16 protein-coding genes are annotated in these 15,496 nt (G+C 64.4%); 8 read left to right on the forward strand and 8 right to left on the reverse strand.

Annotated features, from left to right (window positions below):
- Positions 1-123 precede the first annotated feature (123 nt).
- Positions 124-1,140 carry a magnesium and cobalt transport protein CorA gene (locus tag D6B98_RS31215; protein ID WP_126260856.1) on the reverse strand — a complete coding sequence of 339 codons (1,017 nt, stop codon included), beginning with the start codon at positions 1,138-1,140 and terminating at the stop codon, positions 124-126.
- Between the two features lie 177 nt (positions 1,141-1,317).
- On the opposite strand from D6B98_RS31215, the gene purQ reads away from it, so the two are divergent.
- The 3 genes from purQ (at position 1,318) to D6B98_RS31230 (ending at position 3,909) form a co-directional block, all read left to right on the forward strand.
- Complete coding sequence (gene purQ / locus D6B98_RS31220; RefSeq protein WP_126260857.1) at positions 1,318-2,019, forward strand: phosphoribosylformylglycinamidine synthase subunit PurQ; 702 nt, start codon at positions 1,318-1,320, stop codon at positions 2,017-2,019.
- Positions 2,016-2,990, forward strand: a complete 975-nt coding sequence (locus D6B98_RS31225) for a tripartite tricarboxylate transporter substrate binding protein BugD (protein WP_126260858.1) — start codon at positions 2,016-2,018, stop codon at positions 2,988-2,990. Before purQ ends, D6B98_RS31225 begins: the two co-directional genes overlap by 4 nt.
- Positions 2,991-3,171: 181 nt before the next feature.
- Positions 3,172-3,909, forward strand: a complete 738-nt coding sequence (locus D6B98_RS31230) for a tetratricopeptide repeat protein (protein ID WP_126260859.1) — start codon at positions 3,172-3,174, stop codon at positions 3,907-3,909.
- A gap of 188 nt (positions 3,910-4,097) precedes the next feature.
- Here the strand turns inward: D6B98_RS31230 and D6B98_RS31235 are convergent, their stop codons facing one another.
- On the reverse strand, positions 4,098-4,487 hold the full coding sequence (locus tag D6B98_RS31235) for a RidA family protein (RefSeq protein ID WP_126260860.1): 390 nt from the start codon (positions 4,485-4,487) through the stop codon (positions 4,098-4,100).
- A gap of 145 nt (positions 4,488-4,632) precedes the next feature.
- Here D6B98_RS31235 and D6B98_RS31240 point away from each other — a divergent pair, with 145 nt between their 5' ends.
- Positions 4,633-5,229, forward strand: a complete 597-nt coding sequence (locus D6B98_RS31240; protein WP_126260949.1) for a TetR/AcrR family transcriptional regulator — start codon at positions 4,633-4,635, stop codon at positions 5,227-5,229.
- 33 nt (positions 5,230-5,262) lie between these two features.
- Here the strand turns inward: D6B98_RS31240 and D6B98_RS31245 are convergent, their stop codons facing one another.
- Both D6B98_RS31245 and D6B98_RS31250 read right to left on the reverse strand, forming a co-directional pair.
- Positions 5,263-6,225 carry a DMT family transporter gene (locus D6B98_RS31245; protein ID WP_126260861.1) on the reverse strand — a complete coding sequence of 321 codons (963 nt, stop codon included), beginning with the start codon at positions 6,223-6,225 and terminating at the stop codon, positions 5,263-5,265.
- A gap of 75 nt (positions 6,226-6,300) precedes the next feature.
- Positions 6,301-6,780, reverse strand: a complete 480-nt coding sequence (locus tag D6B98_RS31250) for a PaaI family thioesterase (RefSeq protein ID WP_164718984.1) — start codon at positions 6,778-6,780, stop codon at positions 6,301-6,303.
- A gap of 183 nt (positions 6,781-6,963) precedes the next feature.
- On the opposite strand from D6B98_RS31250, the gene purL reads away from it, so the two are divergent.
- A complete protein-coding gene (gene purL, locus D6B98_RS31255) occupies positions 6,964-9,174 on the forward strand; it encodes a phosphoribosylformylglycinamidine synthase subunit PurL (protein WP_126260862.1) in 2,211 nt (736 codons plus the stop codon).
- Between the two features lie 120 nt (positions 9,175-9,294).
- Here purL and D6B98_RS31260 read toward each other — a convergent pair whose 3' ends face one another.
- Positions 9,295-10,485, reverse strand: coding sequence for an acyltransferase family protein (locus tag D6B98_RS31260; RefSeq protein WP_126260863.1), 1,191 nt, complete (start codon positions 10,483-10,485; stop codon positions 9,295-9,297).
- 184 nt (positions 10,486-10,669) lie between these two features.
- Between D6B98_RS31260 and D6B98_RS31265 the strand changes: the two genes are divergently transcribed.
- A complete protein-coding gene (locus tag D6B98_RS31265) occupies positions 10,670-10,843 on the forward strand; it encodes a DUF1328 domain-containing protein (protein WP_126260864.1) in 174 nt (57 codons plus the stop codon).
- 102 nt (positions 10,844-10,945) lie between these two features.
- On the opposite strand, the gene D6B98_RS31270 is transcribed toward D6B98_RS31265, so the two are convergent.
- The gene (locus D6B98_RS31270; protein ID WP_126260865.1) at positions 10,946-11,305 is read right to left on the reverse strand and encodes a DUF427 domain-containing protein; all 360 of its coding nucleotides are present in this window, start codon (positions 11,303-11,305) and stop codon (positions 10,946-10,948) included.
- 188 nt (positions 11,306-11,493) lie between these two features.
- On the opposite strand from D6B98_RS31270, the gene D6B98_RS31275 reads away from it, so the two are divergent.
- Both D6B98_RS31275 and D6B98_RS31280 read left to right on the forward strand, forming a co-directional pair.
- Positions 11,494-11,730, forward strand: a complete 237-nt coding sequence (locus D6B98_RS31275) for a BolA family protein (protein ID WP_011088461.1) — start codon at positions 11,494-11,496, stop codon at positions 11,728-11,730.
- Between the two features lie 45 nt (positions 11,731-11,775).
- The gene (locus D6B98_RS31280; RefSeq protein ID WP_164719001.1) at positions 11,776-12,957 is read left to right on the forward strand and encodes a low temperature requirement protein A; all 1,182 of its coding nucleotides are present in this window, start codon (positions 11,776-11,778) and stop codon (positions 12,955-12,957) included.
- A gap of 12 nt (positions 12,958-12,969) precedes the next feature.
- Here the strand turns inward: D6B98_RS31280 and egtD are convergent, their stop codons facing one another.
- Positions 12,970-13,941 carry an L-histidine N(alpha)-methyltransferase gene (gene egtD, locus D6B98_RS31285; RefSeq protein WP_164718985.1) on the reverse strand — a complete coding sequence of 324 codons (972 nt, stop codon included), beginning with the start codon at positions 13,939-13,941 and terminating at the stop codon, positions 12,970-12,972.
- A 137-nt stretch (positions 13,942-14,078) separates the two neighbouring features.
- Positions 14,079-15,374 (reverse strand): ergothioneine biosynthesis protein EgtB, encoded by a 1,296-nt coding sequence (gene egtB / locus D6B98_RS31290; RefSeq protein WP_164718986.1) that lies wholly within the window; start codon positions 15,372-15,374, stop codon positions 14,079-14,081.
- Positions 15,375-15,496 lie beyond the last annotated feature (122 nt).

A 15,496-nucleotide genomic window follows, 5' to 3' on the forward strand; every position in this document is an offset into this window, starting at 1 on the left:
CGCGCGTCTCGAAGGATGGAGGCCGAGCTGTAAGAGCTGGGCCTGCATGGTTCGAGACGGCGCTTGCGCGCCTCCTCACCATGAGGGTCTATTAGCTGAGCTGCTGTTGGTTGAACGCTTTGCTCACAGCCATCCGACGCTGCGAAAACGCAAGTACAGCGTGGTGCACGCCGTCAGCATCAAGCCGAGCAGCATGAAGTAGCCGTACTCCCATTCCAGCTCCGGCATGTGCTTGAAGTTCATGCCGTAGATGCCGGCGAGCGCGGTCGGGATGGCGATGATCGCGAGCCAGGAGGCGAGCTTCTTGGACACCGCGGTCTCCTGCGCCTGGCCGACGAGCAGGCTCGCCTCGAAGGCGAAGGCCAGCACCTCGCGCATGGAATCGATGCGCTCCTGAATGTTGCGGACGTGGTCGGTGACGTCGCGGAACAGCGGCTGCATGGCCTGCCGCACCATCGCCAGCTCGTCGTGCTCCAGCCGGCGGCAGACCTCCACCAGCGGTCCGATCGCGTTACGCAGCCGCAGCAGGTCGCGGCGCAGCATGTAGAGACGCTCGATCTGCGCCTTGCTGAGCGGCTTGGACAGCACGTCATCCTCGATGCCCTCGACCTCGTCGTGAATGCTCTCGAGCACGGGCGAGTAATTGTCGACGATGAAATCGAGGATGGCGTAGAGGATGTAGTCCTCGCCGCGGGCCAGCGCCCGCGGGCAGCTCTCGCAGCGCTCGCGCACCGGCGTGTACGACGTCGAGGCGCCGTGGCGCACCGAGACCAGATAGCCTTCGCCGACGAAGATATGGGTCTCGCCGAAGGCGATGCGGCCCTCGATCAATTGCGCGGTGCGCGCCACGATGAACAGCGCTTCGCCATATTGCTCGATCTTCGGACGCTGATGGGCGTGGTTGGCGTCCTCGATCGCGAGCTCGTGCAGGTCGAACTGCTTCTGCACCGCGCTGAGCAGCGCCATGTCCGGCTCATGCAGGCCGATCCAGACCACGTGGCCGGGCTTGCCCCGCCAGCTCGAGGCCTCGCTGATCGCGATATTGGCAACGCGCCGGCCGTCGACATAGGCGCCGGCCGCGACGACGCCCTCGGCGGAGACCGGCTCGGCAGGGGAGGTGGGCCGCGACGGGACGTTCATGGCTTCAATCCCGGGCAATTGATCGGCAAACGGCGGTGTCGCCGACCGATACGCATGGCCTGTGTACAAGGCCCTCTGCCGAGGCTAGCACTGGTAAAATCCCCGTCAAATGGTTATGTCTCTTCGCGAAATGGCCTGTTGGCCAGCCCGATTCCCGCCACCGTCGGAACCTCTGCCATGAAAGCCGCCATCCTCGTCTTTCCCGGAATCAACCGCGAGCGCGACATGGCGCGTGCGCTGAGGCTGATCTCCGGCAGCGAGCCGGCGATGGTGTGGCACGCCGAGACGTCACTGCCTCCTGGCACCGATCTCGTGGTGGTGCCCGGCGGCTTCTCCTACGGCGATTATTTACGCTGTGGCGCCATTGCGGCACGGGCGCCGGTGATGGACGCGGTGCGCGACTATGCGGCCAAGGGCGGCCTCGTGCTCGGCGTCTGCAACGGTTTTCAGATCCTCTGCGAGTCCGGCCTGCTGCCGGGTGTCCTGATGCGCAACGCGCGGCTGAAATTCATCTGCCGCGACGTGCACCTGCGCGTCGAGCGCTCCGATACGCCGTTCACCCGCGGCTACAATGCCGGGCAGGTGATCCGCGTGCCGGTCGCCCATGGCGAGGGCAATTACGAGGCGGATGAGGAGACCATCAAGCGGCTCGAGGGCGAGGGGCGGGTGCTCTATCGCTATTGCTCCGCCGCCGGCGAAGTCGACGATTTCAACAACATCAACGGCGCGGCGCATTCGATCGCCGGCATCGTCAATGACAAGGGCAACGTGCTCGGCATGATGCCGCATCCGGAAAATCACGTCGAAGACATCATGGGCTGCACCGACGGCCGCGGCCTGTTCGCCGGCCTCGTCCAGCATCTGGAAAAGGCCGCGTGATTTCGTTCATGCTGAAGCGGCTCTCGGTCGCTGTCGCCGCCGTTGCTTTTGCGACGGCCGCGTTCGCCCAGGATTATCCCAAGCGTCCGATCACCATGATCGTGCCGTTCGCGGCCGGCGGCACCTCGGACGTGATCGCGCGCGCGGTGGCCGAGCAGATGGGCATCGCGCTCGGCCAGACCATTGTGATCGAGAACGTTGCCGGCGCCGGCGGCTCGACCGCGCTGGCGCGCGCCTCGCGCGCCGAGCCCGACGGCTACACCATCGCGATCGGCAATGCCGGCACCAATGCCGCGAGCTACACGATCTATCCGAAGCTGCCGTTCACGCCTGAATCGTTCGTGCCGATCGCCATGGTGGCGAAGACGTTCGGCATCATCGCGCTGCGCAAGGATTTTCCGGCGAAGGACCTGAAAGAGTTCATCGCCTATGCCAAGGCCAATCCCGGCAAGATCAATCTCGGCCATGCCGGCGTCGGCTCGTCGAACTATCTGATCTGCAAGAGCTTCGTCACCTCAGCCGGGATCGACGCGACGCTGGTCGGCTATCGCGGCGCCGCGCCCGCGCTGACCGACGCCGTGGGCAGCCAGATCGACGGCGTCTGCGATGCGGCCGCCTCGGTCTCGCAAGCGATCAACGAGAAACTGGTGAAGGGCCTCGTGGTCGGCTCGATCGTGCGGCTCGCCACTCTGCCGGACCTGCCGACCTCAGCGGAAGCCGGCCTGCCCGAATTCGAGGCGCAGGGCTGGAACGGCCTGTTCGCGCCCAAGGGCACGCCGCCGGCCGTGATCGCCAAGCTGAACGCCGCCGCGCGCACCGCCGTCGAGACCGATGCGGTGAAGAAGCGCTTTGCCGACCTGTCGACCGTCGCGCCCGATGCCAACGAACACGCGCCGGAGCTGCTGCAGCAGCTCGTGACGCGCGACGTGGAAAAGTACCGGAAGATGCTGACGGACGACGCCAAGCAGTAGATGCATTCGGCTGCAATCCCATGAACCTGCATCGCGTTTCGGACGACTGACTCCTCGTTGCCGTCATGGCGCGCGGCGTGCGGTTCGCTGATCTTGGAGGGTGAAGGCAACTCAAAGTTGTTTCATCGCTTCAGTTGCGATATCAGGAGGCCGACGCTTTCGTTGTGCTCGTGGATGTCACATGCCCGTCGCTTTGGTCGTTCTGCTGCTCGATATCAGTCTGATCTATCACGCCTCGCGGACCGGACGTTTGCGGCCCTGGGCCTTCATCATCCTGATGGTGCCTCTGATGGGTGCGCTGGCCTATATCGCGGTCGAGCTCATTCCCGAATGGTTCTCCAGCCCCGGCGCGCGCCAGGCGCGCCAGCGTGTCGCCAATCGTCTCGATCCGGAGAAGCGCTATCGCGAGTTGTCAGACCGGCTGACCGGCGCCGACACCATCGCCAATCGCGCGGCGCTGGCCGAGGAGTGCGCAAATGTCGGCCGGTTCGCCGAAGCGGAAGCGCATTATGATCACATCCTGAAGCTGCCGATGGGCCACGATCCGGCCTATGCGCTCCGCAAGGCGCAGACCGAGTTTGCCGCCAAGCGCCCCGCCGATGCGCTCGCGACGCTCGACGAGCTCCAGAAGCAGTGGCCGGATTTCGATTCCGCCGACGCGCACCTGCTCTACGCCCGCGCGCTCACGGAGGTCGGGCGTCTCGACGAGGCCCTCGAGGAATATCACGCTCTCGCCGGCTATTTTCCCGGCGCCGAGGCGCGGGTGCGTTACGGCCTGCTGCTGCAAACGGTCGGCCGCAGTGCCGAGGCGCGGATGGTCTTCAACGAGCTGCTGATCCAGATGCGCCGCGCGCCGAACTATCTCCGCAAGGCGCAGGCCGAGTGGCTGTCGATTGCGGAGAAGCAGCTCTCGACATGAGCGGTGGCGGGACTCGCCTCGCTCTTCCGCTTGAGGGAGAGGTGCATCGGATTTCAACCGCTCCGCCGGCACCGTCATGACCGCAACGCCGGCCATGACGAGCAGCAGCCCCAGCGGATGCTGGCGGACGACGCCAAGCCATTGGCGCGCCTCGCGACGTGCGCGCTATGGCGGCGCAAATGCTTATGTCACGGGATCCGGGCGATCACCTTGATCTCGAAGTCAAAGCCGGCCAGCCAGTTCACGCCGACAGCCGTCCAGTTCGGATAGGGCGGGCCACCGATCTCCGTGCCGCGAACCGCCATCACCTTCTCGATCTGCGTCGCCGGATCGGTGTGGAACGTGGTGACGTCGATGACGTCGTCCAACGTGCAGCCCGCGGCTGCGAGCACGGCACGCAAATTTGCAAAGGCACGCCGGACCTGGTCCTCGAACTCCGGCTCGGGTGAGCCGTCCTCGCGACTGCCAACCTGCCCTGAAACGAAGAGCAGGTCGCCTGAGCGGATGGCTGCAGAATAACGATGCGCTTCATAGAGCGCATGGCGGTCGGCGGGGAAGATTGCCTCGCGCTGGGGCATGTACTTGATCCTTCTAATCGAGCAGGGAAACGGGCGAACTCAGGCAAGCCGACGCCTGGCGCTTAGCGTGTCGTTCATATACGGTGCGTATGTGAACTGTATCGCTCAGATACGAGGCGTATGTCAATGGGGAAGTGGGACCGGCATGGCAAAGGGGAAACGCGCGGCCGGCATGGCTGAAAACCGGGCCAAGCTGATCCGCGCAGCTCGCGCGGCATTTGCCACCCAAGGTTATGCAGCCGCGTCGATGGATGAACTGACGGCTTCGGTCGGGCTGACGCGGGGGGCGCTCTATCACAGCTTCGAAGACAAGAAGGGGCTGCTCTGGGCCGTCGTCGAGCAGATCGACGGCGAAATGGCGGAACGGCTCCGCGCGATTCGCGAGCAGGCGCCGACGCTGTGGCAGGGCCTGCTTGCAGAGGGCTGTGCCTATATCGAGATGGCGCTCGATCCTGAGATTCAGCGCATCATGCTGCTGGACGGGCCTGCCGTCCTCGGCGATCCATCCAAGTGGCCGGGCGAGAATGCCTGCCTCGACATCACCATGCGAACGATCCGGTCGCTGATCGAAGCGGGGGTCGTGAAGCCGGTTGATGTCGAAGCAGCGGGACGGCTGCTGAACGGCGCTGCGCTCAGCGCCGCATTATGGGTTGCCGCAGCCGACGATCCGAAGGAGGTCCTGAACAAGGCGGTCGACGCGTTTCGACAATTGGCGAGCGGATTGCTCCGCCAGCCGGTTTGACCGCGCGTCATGCAAATGTGCCGATGACCCGCGCTACCACAGCTTCAGCCGCTCCGCCGGCACCGTCATGGCCGCAACGCCGGCCATGACGAGCAGCAGCCCCAGCGCCAGGTTCGACGGCACGCTCTCGCCGAGCAGCAGCACGGAGAGGCCGACGCCGATCGGGATGCGCAAATAGCCTTGCGCGTTCGTGGTCAGCGTGCCGAGGCGGCCGAGGCAAACGTAGAACAGCATCAATCCCAGCGCGCTCGAGACGATGCCCATGACGATGGTGGCGACGATCGCCGTCGGGGTCGGGTGCAGCGTCCAGGGCTGGTCGATGATCAGCGAGGGCGGCAGCAGGATGAGGCCGCCGAACAGCAGCGAGCCGGCCGCCACCACCATCGGGTCGTAGTCGGACAGGCGCAGGCCGAAGATCGTCGCGCAGGCAAAGGAGATGGTGGCGAGCAGGATCGCGATCTCCGCGACGATCTCGCTGCCAAAGCCACGCAGTGCGTCGAGCCCGACGATGAGAACCGTGCCGGCAAGGCCGAGGATGGCACCCGCGAGCTTCAGCAGCGTCGCCGGCTCGTGCCGCGTGATCAGCGAGGTGATCAGGAAAGCGAAGATCGGCGTCGTCGAGGCCAGCACCACGGTGTTCGACGCCGGCACGTATTGCTGCGACCAGGTGATAATCAGGAACGGGAAGGTCGAGTTGATCAATTGCTGGGTGGCAAACAGCTTCCACGCTTTGGCGTCGGTCGGGACTTTGATGCCGCGCATCCACAGGATCGCGAACAGGAAGGCGGCCGCAATCAGCGAGCGCGCCGAGATGAAGGTGATGGGCGGGATGGTGGGAAGCGCCAGCTTGGTCAGCGGATAAGTCGAGCTCCAGCAGCAGGCGAGCGCGAGCAGCAGCGCATAGTCGTGCCAGTTACGCGCGCCGGTGGCGACGGTTGGCAACGGCGCTGATGCGGACGCCGCCGCGCGCCCCGCCTCCGATGTGCTCTCCGGCACCTTGTTCTCGCTCCCCGGCGCGACAGCGCTTGCCGGAAGTCTGGGCGAGCGCGCCGGAAAAGGGAAGGCGCCGAGCTATGCGTTTGGCTGAGGGAGCGCCTTCCGCTTCATCCGCTTGATCGTGCCGGAAAAGGTCAGCAGCACCCGCTCCCCGGACATCATCTTGCCGCGCAGGAAGATCAGCGAGCCGCCGGCGCGGGTCACCTCGCCGGTGCATTCGATCAGCTCGCCCTCTCGTGCCGCGTCGAGGAATTCGCAGGCGAAGTTGGTCGTCACCGCCCGGCTGTCCAGGACATGGGTGGCGATCGCGAACAGGGAATAGTCGGCAAAGGCCATGTAGCAGCCGCCGTGGACGTTCCCGGAGCCGTTGAGATGCTTCTTCTCGACCCGGAAGGCACTGCGGACGGTGCCGTCCGCCTCGATCCGATGCCAGAAGGGGCCGACATGGGCTTCAAAACTGTCGCGAATCCAGGTCCGCCAGCCCACAAACTCGCCTTCGGTGGCGATGTGGAGGTCGGGGCGGCGGGGCGGGGGCGCTTTGGTCAATTCGTGCAAGGAAATGGGCCTTCAATTGCGGGTCGTTAGCCCTTAAATCCGATCCGTCCGCGCCGTGCAATTCCTGTTCCCGCCGTCCGTGCCCGCAAAACGTGGGACAGCGGGAAAATGCGCCATAAAGGGCTTTTCCCGGCCCTCCGATCTTCCTAAGAACGGCCAAACGCCGCCGAAAGCCCCGAATCCATGAAGAATGAACCCAAGATCACCCCCGAACTGGTTGCCGCCCACGGGCTCAAGCCCGATGAGTACGAGCGCATCCTGAAGCTGATCGGGCGGGAGCCGAGCTTCACCGAGCTCGGCATCTTCTCGGCGATGTGGAACGAGCACTGCTCGTACAAATCCTCGCGCATCCATCTGCGCGGCCTGCCGACGAAAGCGCCCTGGGTGATCCAGGGCCCAGGCGAGAATGCCGGCGTGATCGACATCGGCGACGGCCAGGCGGTGGTCTTCAAGATGGAGAGCCACAACCACCCGAGCTACATCGAGCCGTATCAGGGCGCGACCACCGGCGTCGGCGGCATTTTGCGCGACGTCTTCACCATGGGCGCGCGCCCGATCGCCTGCCTCAATGCGTTGAGCTTCGGTGCGCCGGAGCATGCCAAGACGCGGCACCTCGTCTCTGGCGTGGTTGCAGGCGTCGGCGGCTACGGCAATTCCTTTGGCGTGCCGACGGTCGGCGGCCAGGTGCGTTTCCACACCCGCTATGACGGCAACATCCTTGTCAATGCGATGGCGGTCGGCCTCGCCGATGCCGACAAGATCTTCTATGCGGCGGCCTCCGGCGTGAACATGCCGATCGTGTATCTGGGCTCCAAGACCGGGCGCGACGGCATCCACGGCGCCTCGATGGCGTCGGCCGAGTTCGACGACAAGTCCGAGGAGAAGCGTCCGACCGTGCAGGTCGGCGATCCCTTCGCCGAGAAACTGCTGCTGGAAGCCTGTCTCGAGATCATGGAGAAGGGCTGTGTCATCGCGATCCAGGACATGGGCGCGGCGGGGCTGACCTGCTCGGCGGTCGAGATGGGCGCCAAGGGCGACCTCGGCGTCGATCTCGATCTCGACGCGGTGCCGACCCGCGAGACCGGCATGAGCGCCTACGAGATGATGCTTTCGGAGAGCCAGGAGCGCATGCTCATGGTGCTCAAGCCCGAGAAGGAAAAGGAAGCCGAGGCGATCTTCAAGAAGTGGGGCCTCGACTTCGCCGTGGTCGGCTACACCACGCCGAGCAAGCGTTTCGTGGTCAAGCATGGCGGCGACGTCATGGCCGATCTGCCGATCAAGGAGCTCGGCGACGAGGCGCCGGTCTATGATCGCCCGCACGTCCCGTCTGCCGCGCTGCCGATCGTGCATGCGCGCGAGGTGCCGGCGCCGATGGGCCTCGGCGCTGCGCTGGAGAAACTGATCGGCACGCCCGACATGTGCTCCAAGCGCTGGGTCTGGGAGCAGTACGACCACGTCATCCTCGGCAACACCATGCAGCGCCCCGGCGGCGATGCCGCCGTGGTGCGCGTGCAGGACGGGCCGAAGGGCCTGGCACTGACCGTCGACGTCACGCCGCGCTATTGCGAGGCCGATCCGTTCGAGGGCGGCAAGCAGGCCGTCGCCGAAGCCTGGCGCAACATCACCGCGGTCGGCGGCAAGCCGCTCGCAATCACCGACAATCTCAATTTCGGCAATCCTGAGCGGCCCGAGATCATGGGTCAGTTCGTCGGCTGCCTGAAGGGCATCTCGGAAGCCTGTCGCACGCTCGACTTCCCGGTCGTCTCCGGCAACGTCTCGCTCTACAACGAGACCAATGGCCGTGCGATCCTGCCGACGCCCTCGATCGGCGGCGTCGGCCTGCTCGACGATTTCACAAAATCCGCCTCGCTGGCCTTCAAGGCCGAGGGCGAGGCGATCCTCCTGGTCGGCGAAACCCATGGCTGGCTCGGCCAGTCGGTGTACCTGCGCGACATCTGCGGCCGCGAGGAGGGCGCACCGCCGCCGGTCGATCTCGCCGCCGAGAAGCGCAACGGCGATTGCGTGCGCGGCATGATCCATGCGGGCACCGCGACCGCGGTGCATGACCTCTCCGACGGCGGTCTCCTGATCGCGCTGGCCGAGATGGCGATGGCGGGCGGTATCGGGGCGAAGCTGCTTGCGGCGCCGACTGCGCTGGTGCCGCAGGCCTATTGGTTCGGCGAGGACCAGGCGCGCTATCTCGTCACCGTGCCGGAAACGGAAGCCGGCCTCGTGCTGGCCAAGATGCGCGGCTGCGAGGTGCCCTGTGTGCGGATCGGCACCACCGGGGGCGATGCGATCGCCATCGCGGGCGAGGCGCCTGTGGCGATCGACGCGCTACGGACGTCGCACGAGCGTTGGCTACCGGAGTACATGGGCGGGAAGGCGGCGTAAGGCGCTGCCGCACACTTCGTCATTGCGAGGAGCAAAGCGACGAAGCAATCCAGACTACCTCCGCGGAGGGATTCTGGATTGCTTCGCTGCGCTCGCAATGACGAGTGGAGAGACCGCGCCTCACAACACGCGTGATGCGCCCGGGATCTGCCGCAACGCTCGCGTCAGGGCCCAGCTCGCTGCGACAGTCAGTACAAACCCGATCGTGGCCTTGACGATCGCCGGCAGGTCATAGTCGAACAGCCAGTATTGCAGCCACAATGCGATCGGATAGTGCACCAGGAACATGCCGAACGCGTCGCCGTGCATTGGATCGAGCAGCCTGGCTGAGCCTGATTGCTTGAATCTCTGGAAAATGGCCAGGATCAGAAACATGATGGCCACGCTGAAGACAGTGAAGCAGATGGCATAGAGCGCTTCATACCAGTCCGGCAACGGCGACGGGTTGCCCAATATTTCGCGCTTGATCAAGATCAGCCCCCACAAGAGGCAATACGGAACGATCGCCAGGACCATCCAGTCCCAGCTGACCTTTGCCATGCGGCCGTCGACAGCGAGCAGCCCGCGATCCATTTGCGCAACGCCAATGCCGGCACCGAAAAAGAAATAGGTCGCGTAAAGCATCACGCGCCCGTGCTGGACCGAGAACGGCCCGAACTCGAACCAGCTGCTGTGTCCGTAGTGAACCAGTCCGGGAATGTAGAACGCCGCGGTGACGGCCAGCATGACCGCGAAGAACACGGCGGGCCGACGCCGACCATGCAGCGAGAGGCGATTGATCGGATCGAGCAGATTGGGTGAGAGCCGGTACAAAAGGCAGGCCACCAGGTCGAAGGCGAACAAGACCCACAGGAACCAGATCGGCCCGCTCGGCCACGGCCCCTTCGTGACCATATTCCACCAGAATTCGGCAAACCCGATCTCGGGATGCTGCCGCAGGGAGATCGCGTAGTAGGCAACCGGAATGACCGTAAGGGCGCAGATCGCGAAGGGTAAGCCAAGCCGAAGCAGGCGATCTGCCATATAGCTCCGCACTCCCTTGCGGGCGATGCCGGACCAGGCGAACAGCCCCGACAGGAAGAAGAACATCGCCATGAAGAAACTGTCGGTGGCGAGCACGATCATGTCGAAGCCGAAGAAATAACTCGGATCGGTATGACCGAAATAAGTATAGGGGATCACGGCGTGATGCAGCAGCACCACGAGAGTGAGGAAGGTGCGGACGCGATCAATCGCCAAATTGCGCACCTTGCTCGTGGGTGCGGCGTGCGCTTCCGCGCCGATCGTCGCTGAATGTGACATCGTGATCATGGCTGCCCCGCGCTCGTGCTCCCCGCGGGACTGTGCCGCCGGCAAATGTTTTCAGCAAGCCTCGTTTCAGCAGGCCTCTCGGCCCAGAGCAAGACTAGGAACCAGTTTTGCTCCGCGAAGTTAGCGTCTGCGAACAAAGCGTGGAGGGGCCGCAGGCGAGCGGCCGCCGATTGCGGAGCTGGCGATGACGATCCTGAAATGGGCGCTGATTTTCCTGCTGATCTCGATCGTGGCCGGCGTGCTCGGCTTCACCGGCATCTCTGCCGCCTCCGCCGATGTCGCCCGCTTCCTGTTCTACGTCTTCATCGTGATCTTCCTGGTGCTGCTGATCCTCGGGCTGACCATCTTCAGGGCGTAGCTTTTCCTTTCGTCATTCCGGGGCGGTCCGCAGGACCGATCCCGGACTCTCGAGACTCCGGGCGCGATGCTTCGCATCGCCCCGGAATGACGGCGTCCAAAATTACCCCACTTCCTCGATCTTCACCTTGTCCGGGTAGAAGGCGAGACGGCCCGAGATCTCCGTCATCGCGGGGAAGGGCGTCTCGTAGGTCCAGATCGCGTTCTCGAGCGTCTTGCCGTTGGCCTTGATGCTGTAATAATTGGCATCGCCCTTGTAGGGGCAATGGGTGGTGCGCTCGGTGCGCTCCAGCAGGGCCATGTTGGTGTCCTCCCGCGGCACATATTGCACCGCCGGATATCTGGCCTCCTTCAGCGTCAGCGCCTTGGCAGTCTCGGCTATCACGATGTCGCCCGCGGTCACGCGGACGCGCCGGGGATTTTGGGTGATGGTGATGGGGTGGTCGGGCCCTGGAAGCTTCATATGTCACGCCTTTTCGATCGATCTGCCGCGCGCGGCACTTTGTCGTGCCTTTATCCTGATGGGATCAGGGATATAGTGCAGGAATGCGTGACCTAGAAGGCCGTTCACGCTAAGTTTGGTCCTGCCGGCGAGGGGACCCCGGCAGCGATTCGAGCCGAGACCGACAGAAGCAAAGGAGCACCACCCGAATGCCCATGGACGCCCACGATATCGAGGCGATGATCAAGGCAGCGATCCCCGATGCCGAGGTGACCATCCGTGACCTCGCCGGCGACGGCGACCATTATGCCGCGACCGTGATCTCGGAATCCTTCCGCGGCAAGTCCCGCGTCCAGCAGCACCAGATCGTGTATCAGTCCCTGCGCGGCCAGATGGGCGGCGTCCTGCACGCGCTGGCGCTGCAAACCGGCGTACCCGGCACCTGATCTGGCGGGCCACCTGATCTGACCAGCGCCACAGGGGGACGGATGATGGCTGCGGACAATCCGCGCGGCGCGATGTTTCGCGTGATCACGCCGAACCAGCACAGCCGCGTCACCAATGCCGAGCTGTTCTTCGATCTCGTCTTCGTCTTCGCGGTCACGCAGGTGTCGCACACGCTGCTGCACCACTTCACGCCAATCGGCGCGGTGCATGTCACCGTGCTGTTTCTGGCGATGTGGTGGGTGTGGGTCTTCACCGCCTGGGTCACCAACTGGCTCGATCCCGAGCTGACGCCGGTCCGCATCCTGCTCTTCGCGATGATGCTGGGCGGCCTCGTGCTGTCGACGACGATCCCGACCGCCTTCGAAGGGCGAGGCCTGTGGTTTGCGATCGCCTACGCAGCCATGCAAGTGGGGCGCACGGCGTTCTGGCTGTTGGCAACGCCGCTGCATCGGACGGCGGTGCGCCACAACGCCATCCGCATCCTGACCTGGCTCTGTATCTCCGCGGTGTTCTGGATCCTCGGGGGCCTTGCCCATGACGAGGCCCGTCTGTGGTTTTGGATCGCCGCCCTGACGATCGAATACATCTCGCCCGCGGTCCGCTTCTGGGTGCCGAAGCTGGGCTTCTCCTCAATCGAGGCCTGGGCCGTCGAAGGCGGCCACATGGCCGAGCGCTGCTCGCTCTTCGTCATCATTGCGCTCGGCGAAGCCGTCGTCGTCAACGGGGCGACCTTTGCCGAGCTGGAATGGAGTGCGGCCAACATCCTGGCCTTCGTCTCCGCCCTGGTCGGCGCCATCGCGATGTGGTGGGTCTATTTCCACAAGGGCGCGGAGGCCGGCGCCGCGCGCATCTCGAAGTCCGCCGAATCCGGCCGGCTGGCGCGGCTCGCCTACACCTATCTGCACATGCCGATCATTGCCGGCATCATCCTGACCGCGGTCTCGGACGAACTGGTGCTGAAGCACCCCACCGGCCATTCCGATATGCGCACGATCGTGAGCACGATCGGCGGTCCGCTGGTGTTCCTGGTCGGCACGATCCTGTTCAAGCACGCGATCCGCGGCTTTCTGCAACTCTCGCACGGCATCGGCATCATGCTGCTGCTGGTGCTGTGGTGGTTCGCCGCCGATCTCTCGCCGCTCTGGCTGTCGGTCGCGACCAGCGTCATCATGATCGTGGTGGCCGTCTGGGAGTCGGTATCGCTGGGGTCGGCGCCGGAGGAGTAGGCGCGGAGGAGCTTACTCCGCCACCTCCAGCGCATGCACCGAGAACATCTTGGCCGCATCCGTCCAGCTTTCGCGCACCCGCCAGCCGGCGCCCTGCGCCAGCGCGGCAAAACGCTCGAGGCTGTATTTGTAGCTGTTCTCGGTGTGGATGCTCTCGCCCGGCTTGAACGAGAAGCTGGTGCCGAGCAGTCGCACGGTCTGGCTCTTCTTGCTGATCAGGTGCATCTCGATGCGATGGCGCTCGCGATTGTAGATCGCGCGATGGGTGAAGGCGGACAGATCGAAATTGCCGCCGAGCTCGCGGTTGATGCGCACGAGAACGTTGAGGTTGAAGCGCGCGGTGACGCCGGCGGCATCGTTGTAGGCATCATAGAGCACACGCTCGTCCTTCTCGAGATCGGCGCCGATGATCATCTGCGCGCCCCGGCCCAGAATCTTGCGCGCGCTGTTCAGGAAGGCCTGGGCTTCCTGCGGCTCGAAATTGCCGATGGTCGAGCCCGGGAAGAATCCGACCTTGGGCATGGACGCGACCTGCCTGGGCAGCTCGAACGGCGTGGTGAAATCGGCCGCGACCGGATAGATGCCGAGCGAGGGGAAATCCCGTTTCAGGCCGTTGGCCTGCGCCTTCAGGAAGTCGCCGGAGATGTCGACGGGCACGTAGGCCGCGAACTTGCAATGGTTCAGCAACAGGCGAACCTTGGTGGTCGCGCCGGCGCCGAACTCGACCAGGGCGGCATGCTCCGGAATGATCTTTGCGATCCCGCTGCCGCGCTCCCTCAGGATCGCAAGCTCGGTGCGCGTCGGATAATATTCCGGAAGCTTCGTGATCGCCTCGAACAGCTCCGAGCCGGTCGCGTCGTAGAAATATTTCGGCGACAGCTTTTTCGGCTGCTGCGAGAGGTCCTCGATAGCTTCGCGGGCGAAGGCGGTGGTCTGCTCGTCGGGAAGATGGGCTTCGGCCAAAGCGCTGGCGTGCACATTCATGATACTCTCCTGAACGCGCTGTCCGGCGCGCATTTGTCGTCGGATGAACCCAAAGCGCGACGAGGTCGCACCTCAGGTTCTGTTTCTTTGAGCATGATGTTATCGGAAAACCGCTGCACACTTTTTCGGATCATGCTCTACTCGTAGTCGGCGAGCCGCAGTCCCGTGAACTGCCAGCGGTGGTGCGGATAGAAGAAGTTCCGATACGTGATACGGCTATGGCCCTCCGGAGTTGCAAGCGAGGAGCCGCGCAGCACCAATTGGTTGACCATGAACTTGCCGTTGTACTCGCCGAGCGCGCCTTCGATGGCGCGGTAGCCGGGATATGGCGAATACGAAGACCGGGTCCATTGCCAGACGATGCCGAAGGCGTCGTTGAGCTGGCCTGTGCGCGCTGCGACCTCCCATTCCATTTCGGTCGGCAGATGCTTTCCGGCCCAGCGCGCGAAGGCATCGGCCTCGTAATAGCTGACGTGGCAGACCGGCGCTTCGGGATCGACCGGCTTGAGGCCGGCGAGCGTCATGACCTGCCATGCGCCATCGACCTCGCGCCAATGGCCCGGGGCCTGCCAGTCGTCCCTGCTGGCCGCGGCAAAGCCGTCCATCAGCCACAACGTCGCGGTCCGGTAACCGCCGTCGCGCATGAAGGCGAGCCACCCGCCATTGGTGACGAGATTGCGCGCCAGCTTGACCGGGCCAACGAGGGCGCGATGCGCGGGCTTCTCATTGTCGAAATGGAAACTGTCGTCGACATGGCCGACGGTGTGGATGCCCTCGTTGAGTTGCAGCCATTCATCGCCGGTGCGCATCGCGGAGGGAAAGCGCCAGTCCGGGTCGTAGGCCGGATAGACCGGGTTCTGCGCAAATGCGTGCAGGATGTCGGTGAACATCAATTCCTGATGCTGCTGCTCATGGTTCAGCCCGACCTCGACCAGCGGCGCGATCTCGCGAAGCTTGTCCGCGCCGGTCTCCCGGAAGAATTTGACGACGGCCGCATCGACATATTTGCGATAGGCGCCGACCTGATCGGCGCTGGGACGGGTGATGTCGCCGCGATGATTGCGCGCATGACGCGGGCCGGCGCTGACGTAATAGGAATTGAACAGGAACGCGAAATCGGGGTGGAAGGGCCGATACCCTGCGGCGTGCTCGCCGAGCAGGAATTGCTCCCAGAACCAGGTGGTATGCGCCCGATGCCATTTCGTCGGGCTCGCATCGGGCATGGACTGGATCTGCTGGTCCTCCGGCGAGAGCGGCGCGGCCCGGCGCTCGGTCTCATTGCGGACGGCAATGAACGCGTCCTGCAGCCTCTGGGCGAGGCCGCCCGGACCGGACAGTGACGAAAGCGGGGCGGCGGCCGTGGCGGAGGCTTGTTTCGTCACGTTTTTCTCCAGACAGGACAAGAGAACGTTGTTGGCGTTACCCGGTTCCACAACCGACGTTCGTCCTAGATAGGGGCTCCGTTACGGTATGAAAGTCCTCTCCGGCGATGATATTGATGTCGTCAGCCTATGGACCCGGCCCGGGTCAAACCGGTCGCAGGGGGACCTCTCGC

The sequence above is a fragment of the Bradyrhizobium sp. LVM 105 genome, assembly GCF_003957705.1.
Taxonomy (GTDB): Bacteria; Pseudomonadota; Alphaproteobacteria; order Rhizobiales; family Xanthobacteraceae; genus Bradyrhizobium; species Bradyrhizobium frederickii.

Excerpts from the sequence above, each read along its gene's own strand:
- D6B98_RS31215 (WP_126260856.1), bottom strand. The coding sequence starts at position 1,140 with ATGAACGTCCCGTCGCGGCCCACCTCCCCTGCCGAGCCGGTCTCCGCC.
- purQ (WP_126260857.1), top strand. The coding sequence starts at position 1,318 with ATGAAAGCCGCCATCCTCGTCTTTCCCGGAATCAACCGCGAGCGCGAC.
- D6B98_RS31230 (WP_126260859.1), top strand. The coding sequence starts at position 3,172 with ATGCCCGTCGCTTTGGTCGTTCTGCTGCTCGATATCAGTCTGATCTAT.
- D6B98_RS31235 (WP_126260860.1), bottom strand. The coding sequence starts at position 4,487 with ATGCCCCAGCGCGAGGCAATCTTCCCCGCCGACCGCCATGCGCTCTAT.
- D6B98_RS31240 (WP_126260949.1), top strand. The coding sequence starts at position 4,633 with ATGGCAAAGGGGAAACGCGCGGCCGGCATGGCTGAAAACCGGGCCAAG.
- purL (WP_126260862.1), top strand. The coding sequence starts at position 6,964 with ATGAAGAATGAACCCAAGATCACCCCCGAACTGGTTGCCGCCCACGGG.
- D6B98_RS31260 (WP_126260863.1), bottom strand. The coding sequence starts at position 10,485 with ATGATCACGATGTCACATTCAGCGACGATCGGCGCGGAAGCGCACGCC.
- D6B98_RS31265 (WP_126260864.1), top strand. The coding sequence starts at position 10,670 with ATGACGATCCTGAAATGGGCGCTGATTTTCCTGCTGATCTCGATCGTG.
- D6B98_RS31270 (WP_126260865.1), bottom strand. The coding sequence starts at position 11,305 with ATGAAGCTTCCAGGGCCCGACCACCCCATCACCATCACCCAAAATCCC.
- D6B98_RS31275 (WP_011088461.1), top strand. The coding sequence starts at position 11,494 with ATGCCCATGGACGCCCACGATATCGAGGCGATGATCAAGGCAGCGATC.
- D6B98_RS31280 (WP_164719001.1), top strand. The coding sequence starts at position 11,776 with ATGGCTGCGGACAATCCGCGCGGCGCGATGTTTCGCGTGATCACGCCG.
- egtD (WP_164718985.1), bottom strand. The coding sequence starts at position 13,941 with ATGAATGTGCACGCCAGCGCTTTGGCCGAAGCCCATCTTCCCGACGAG.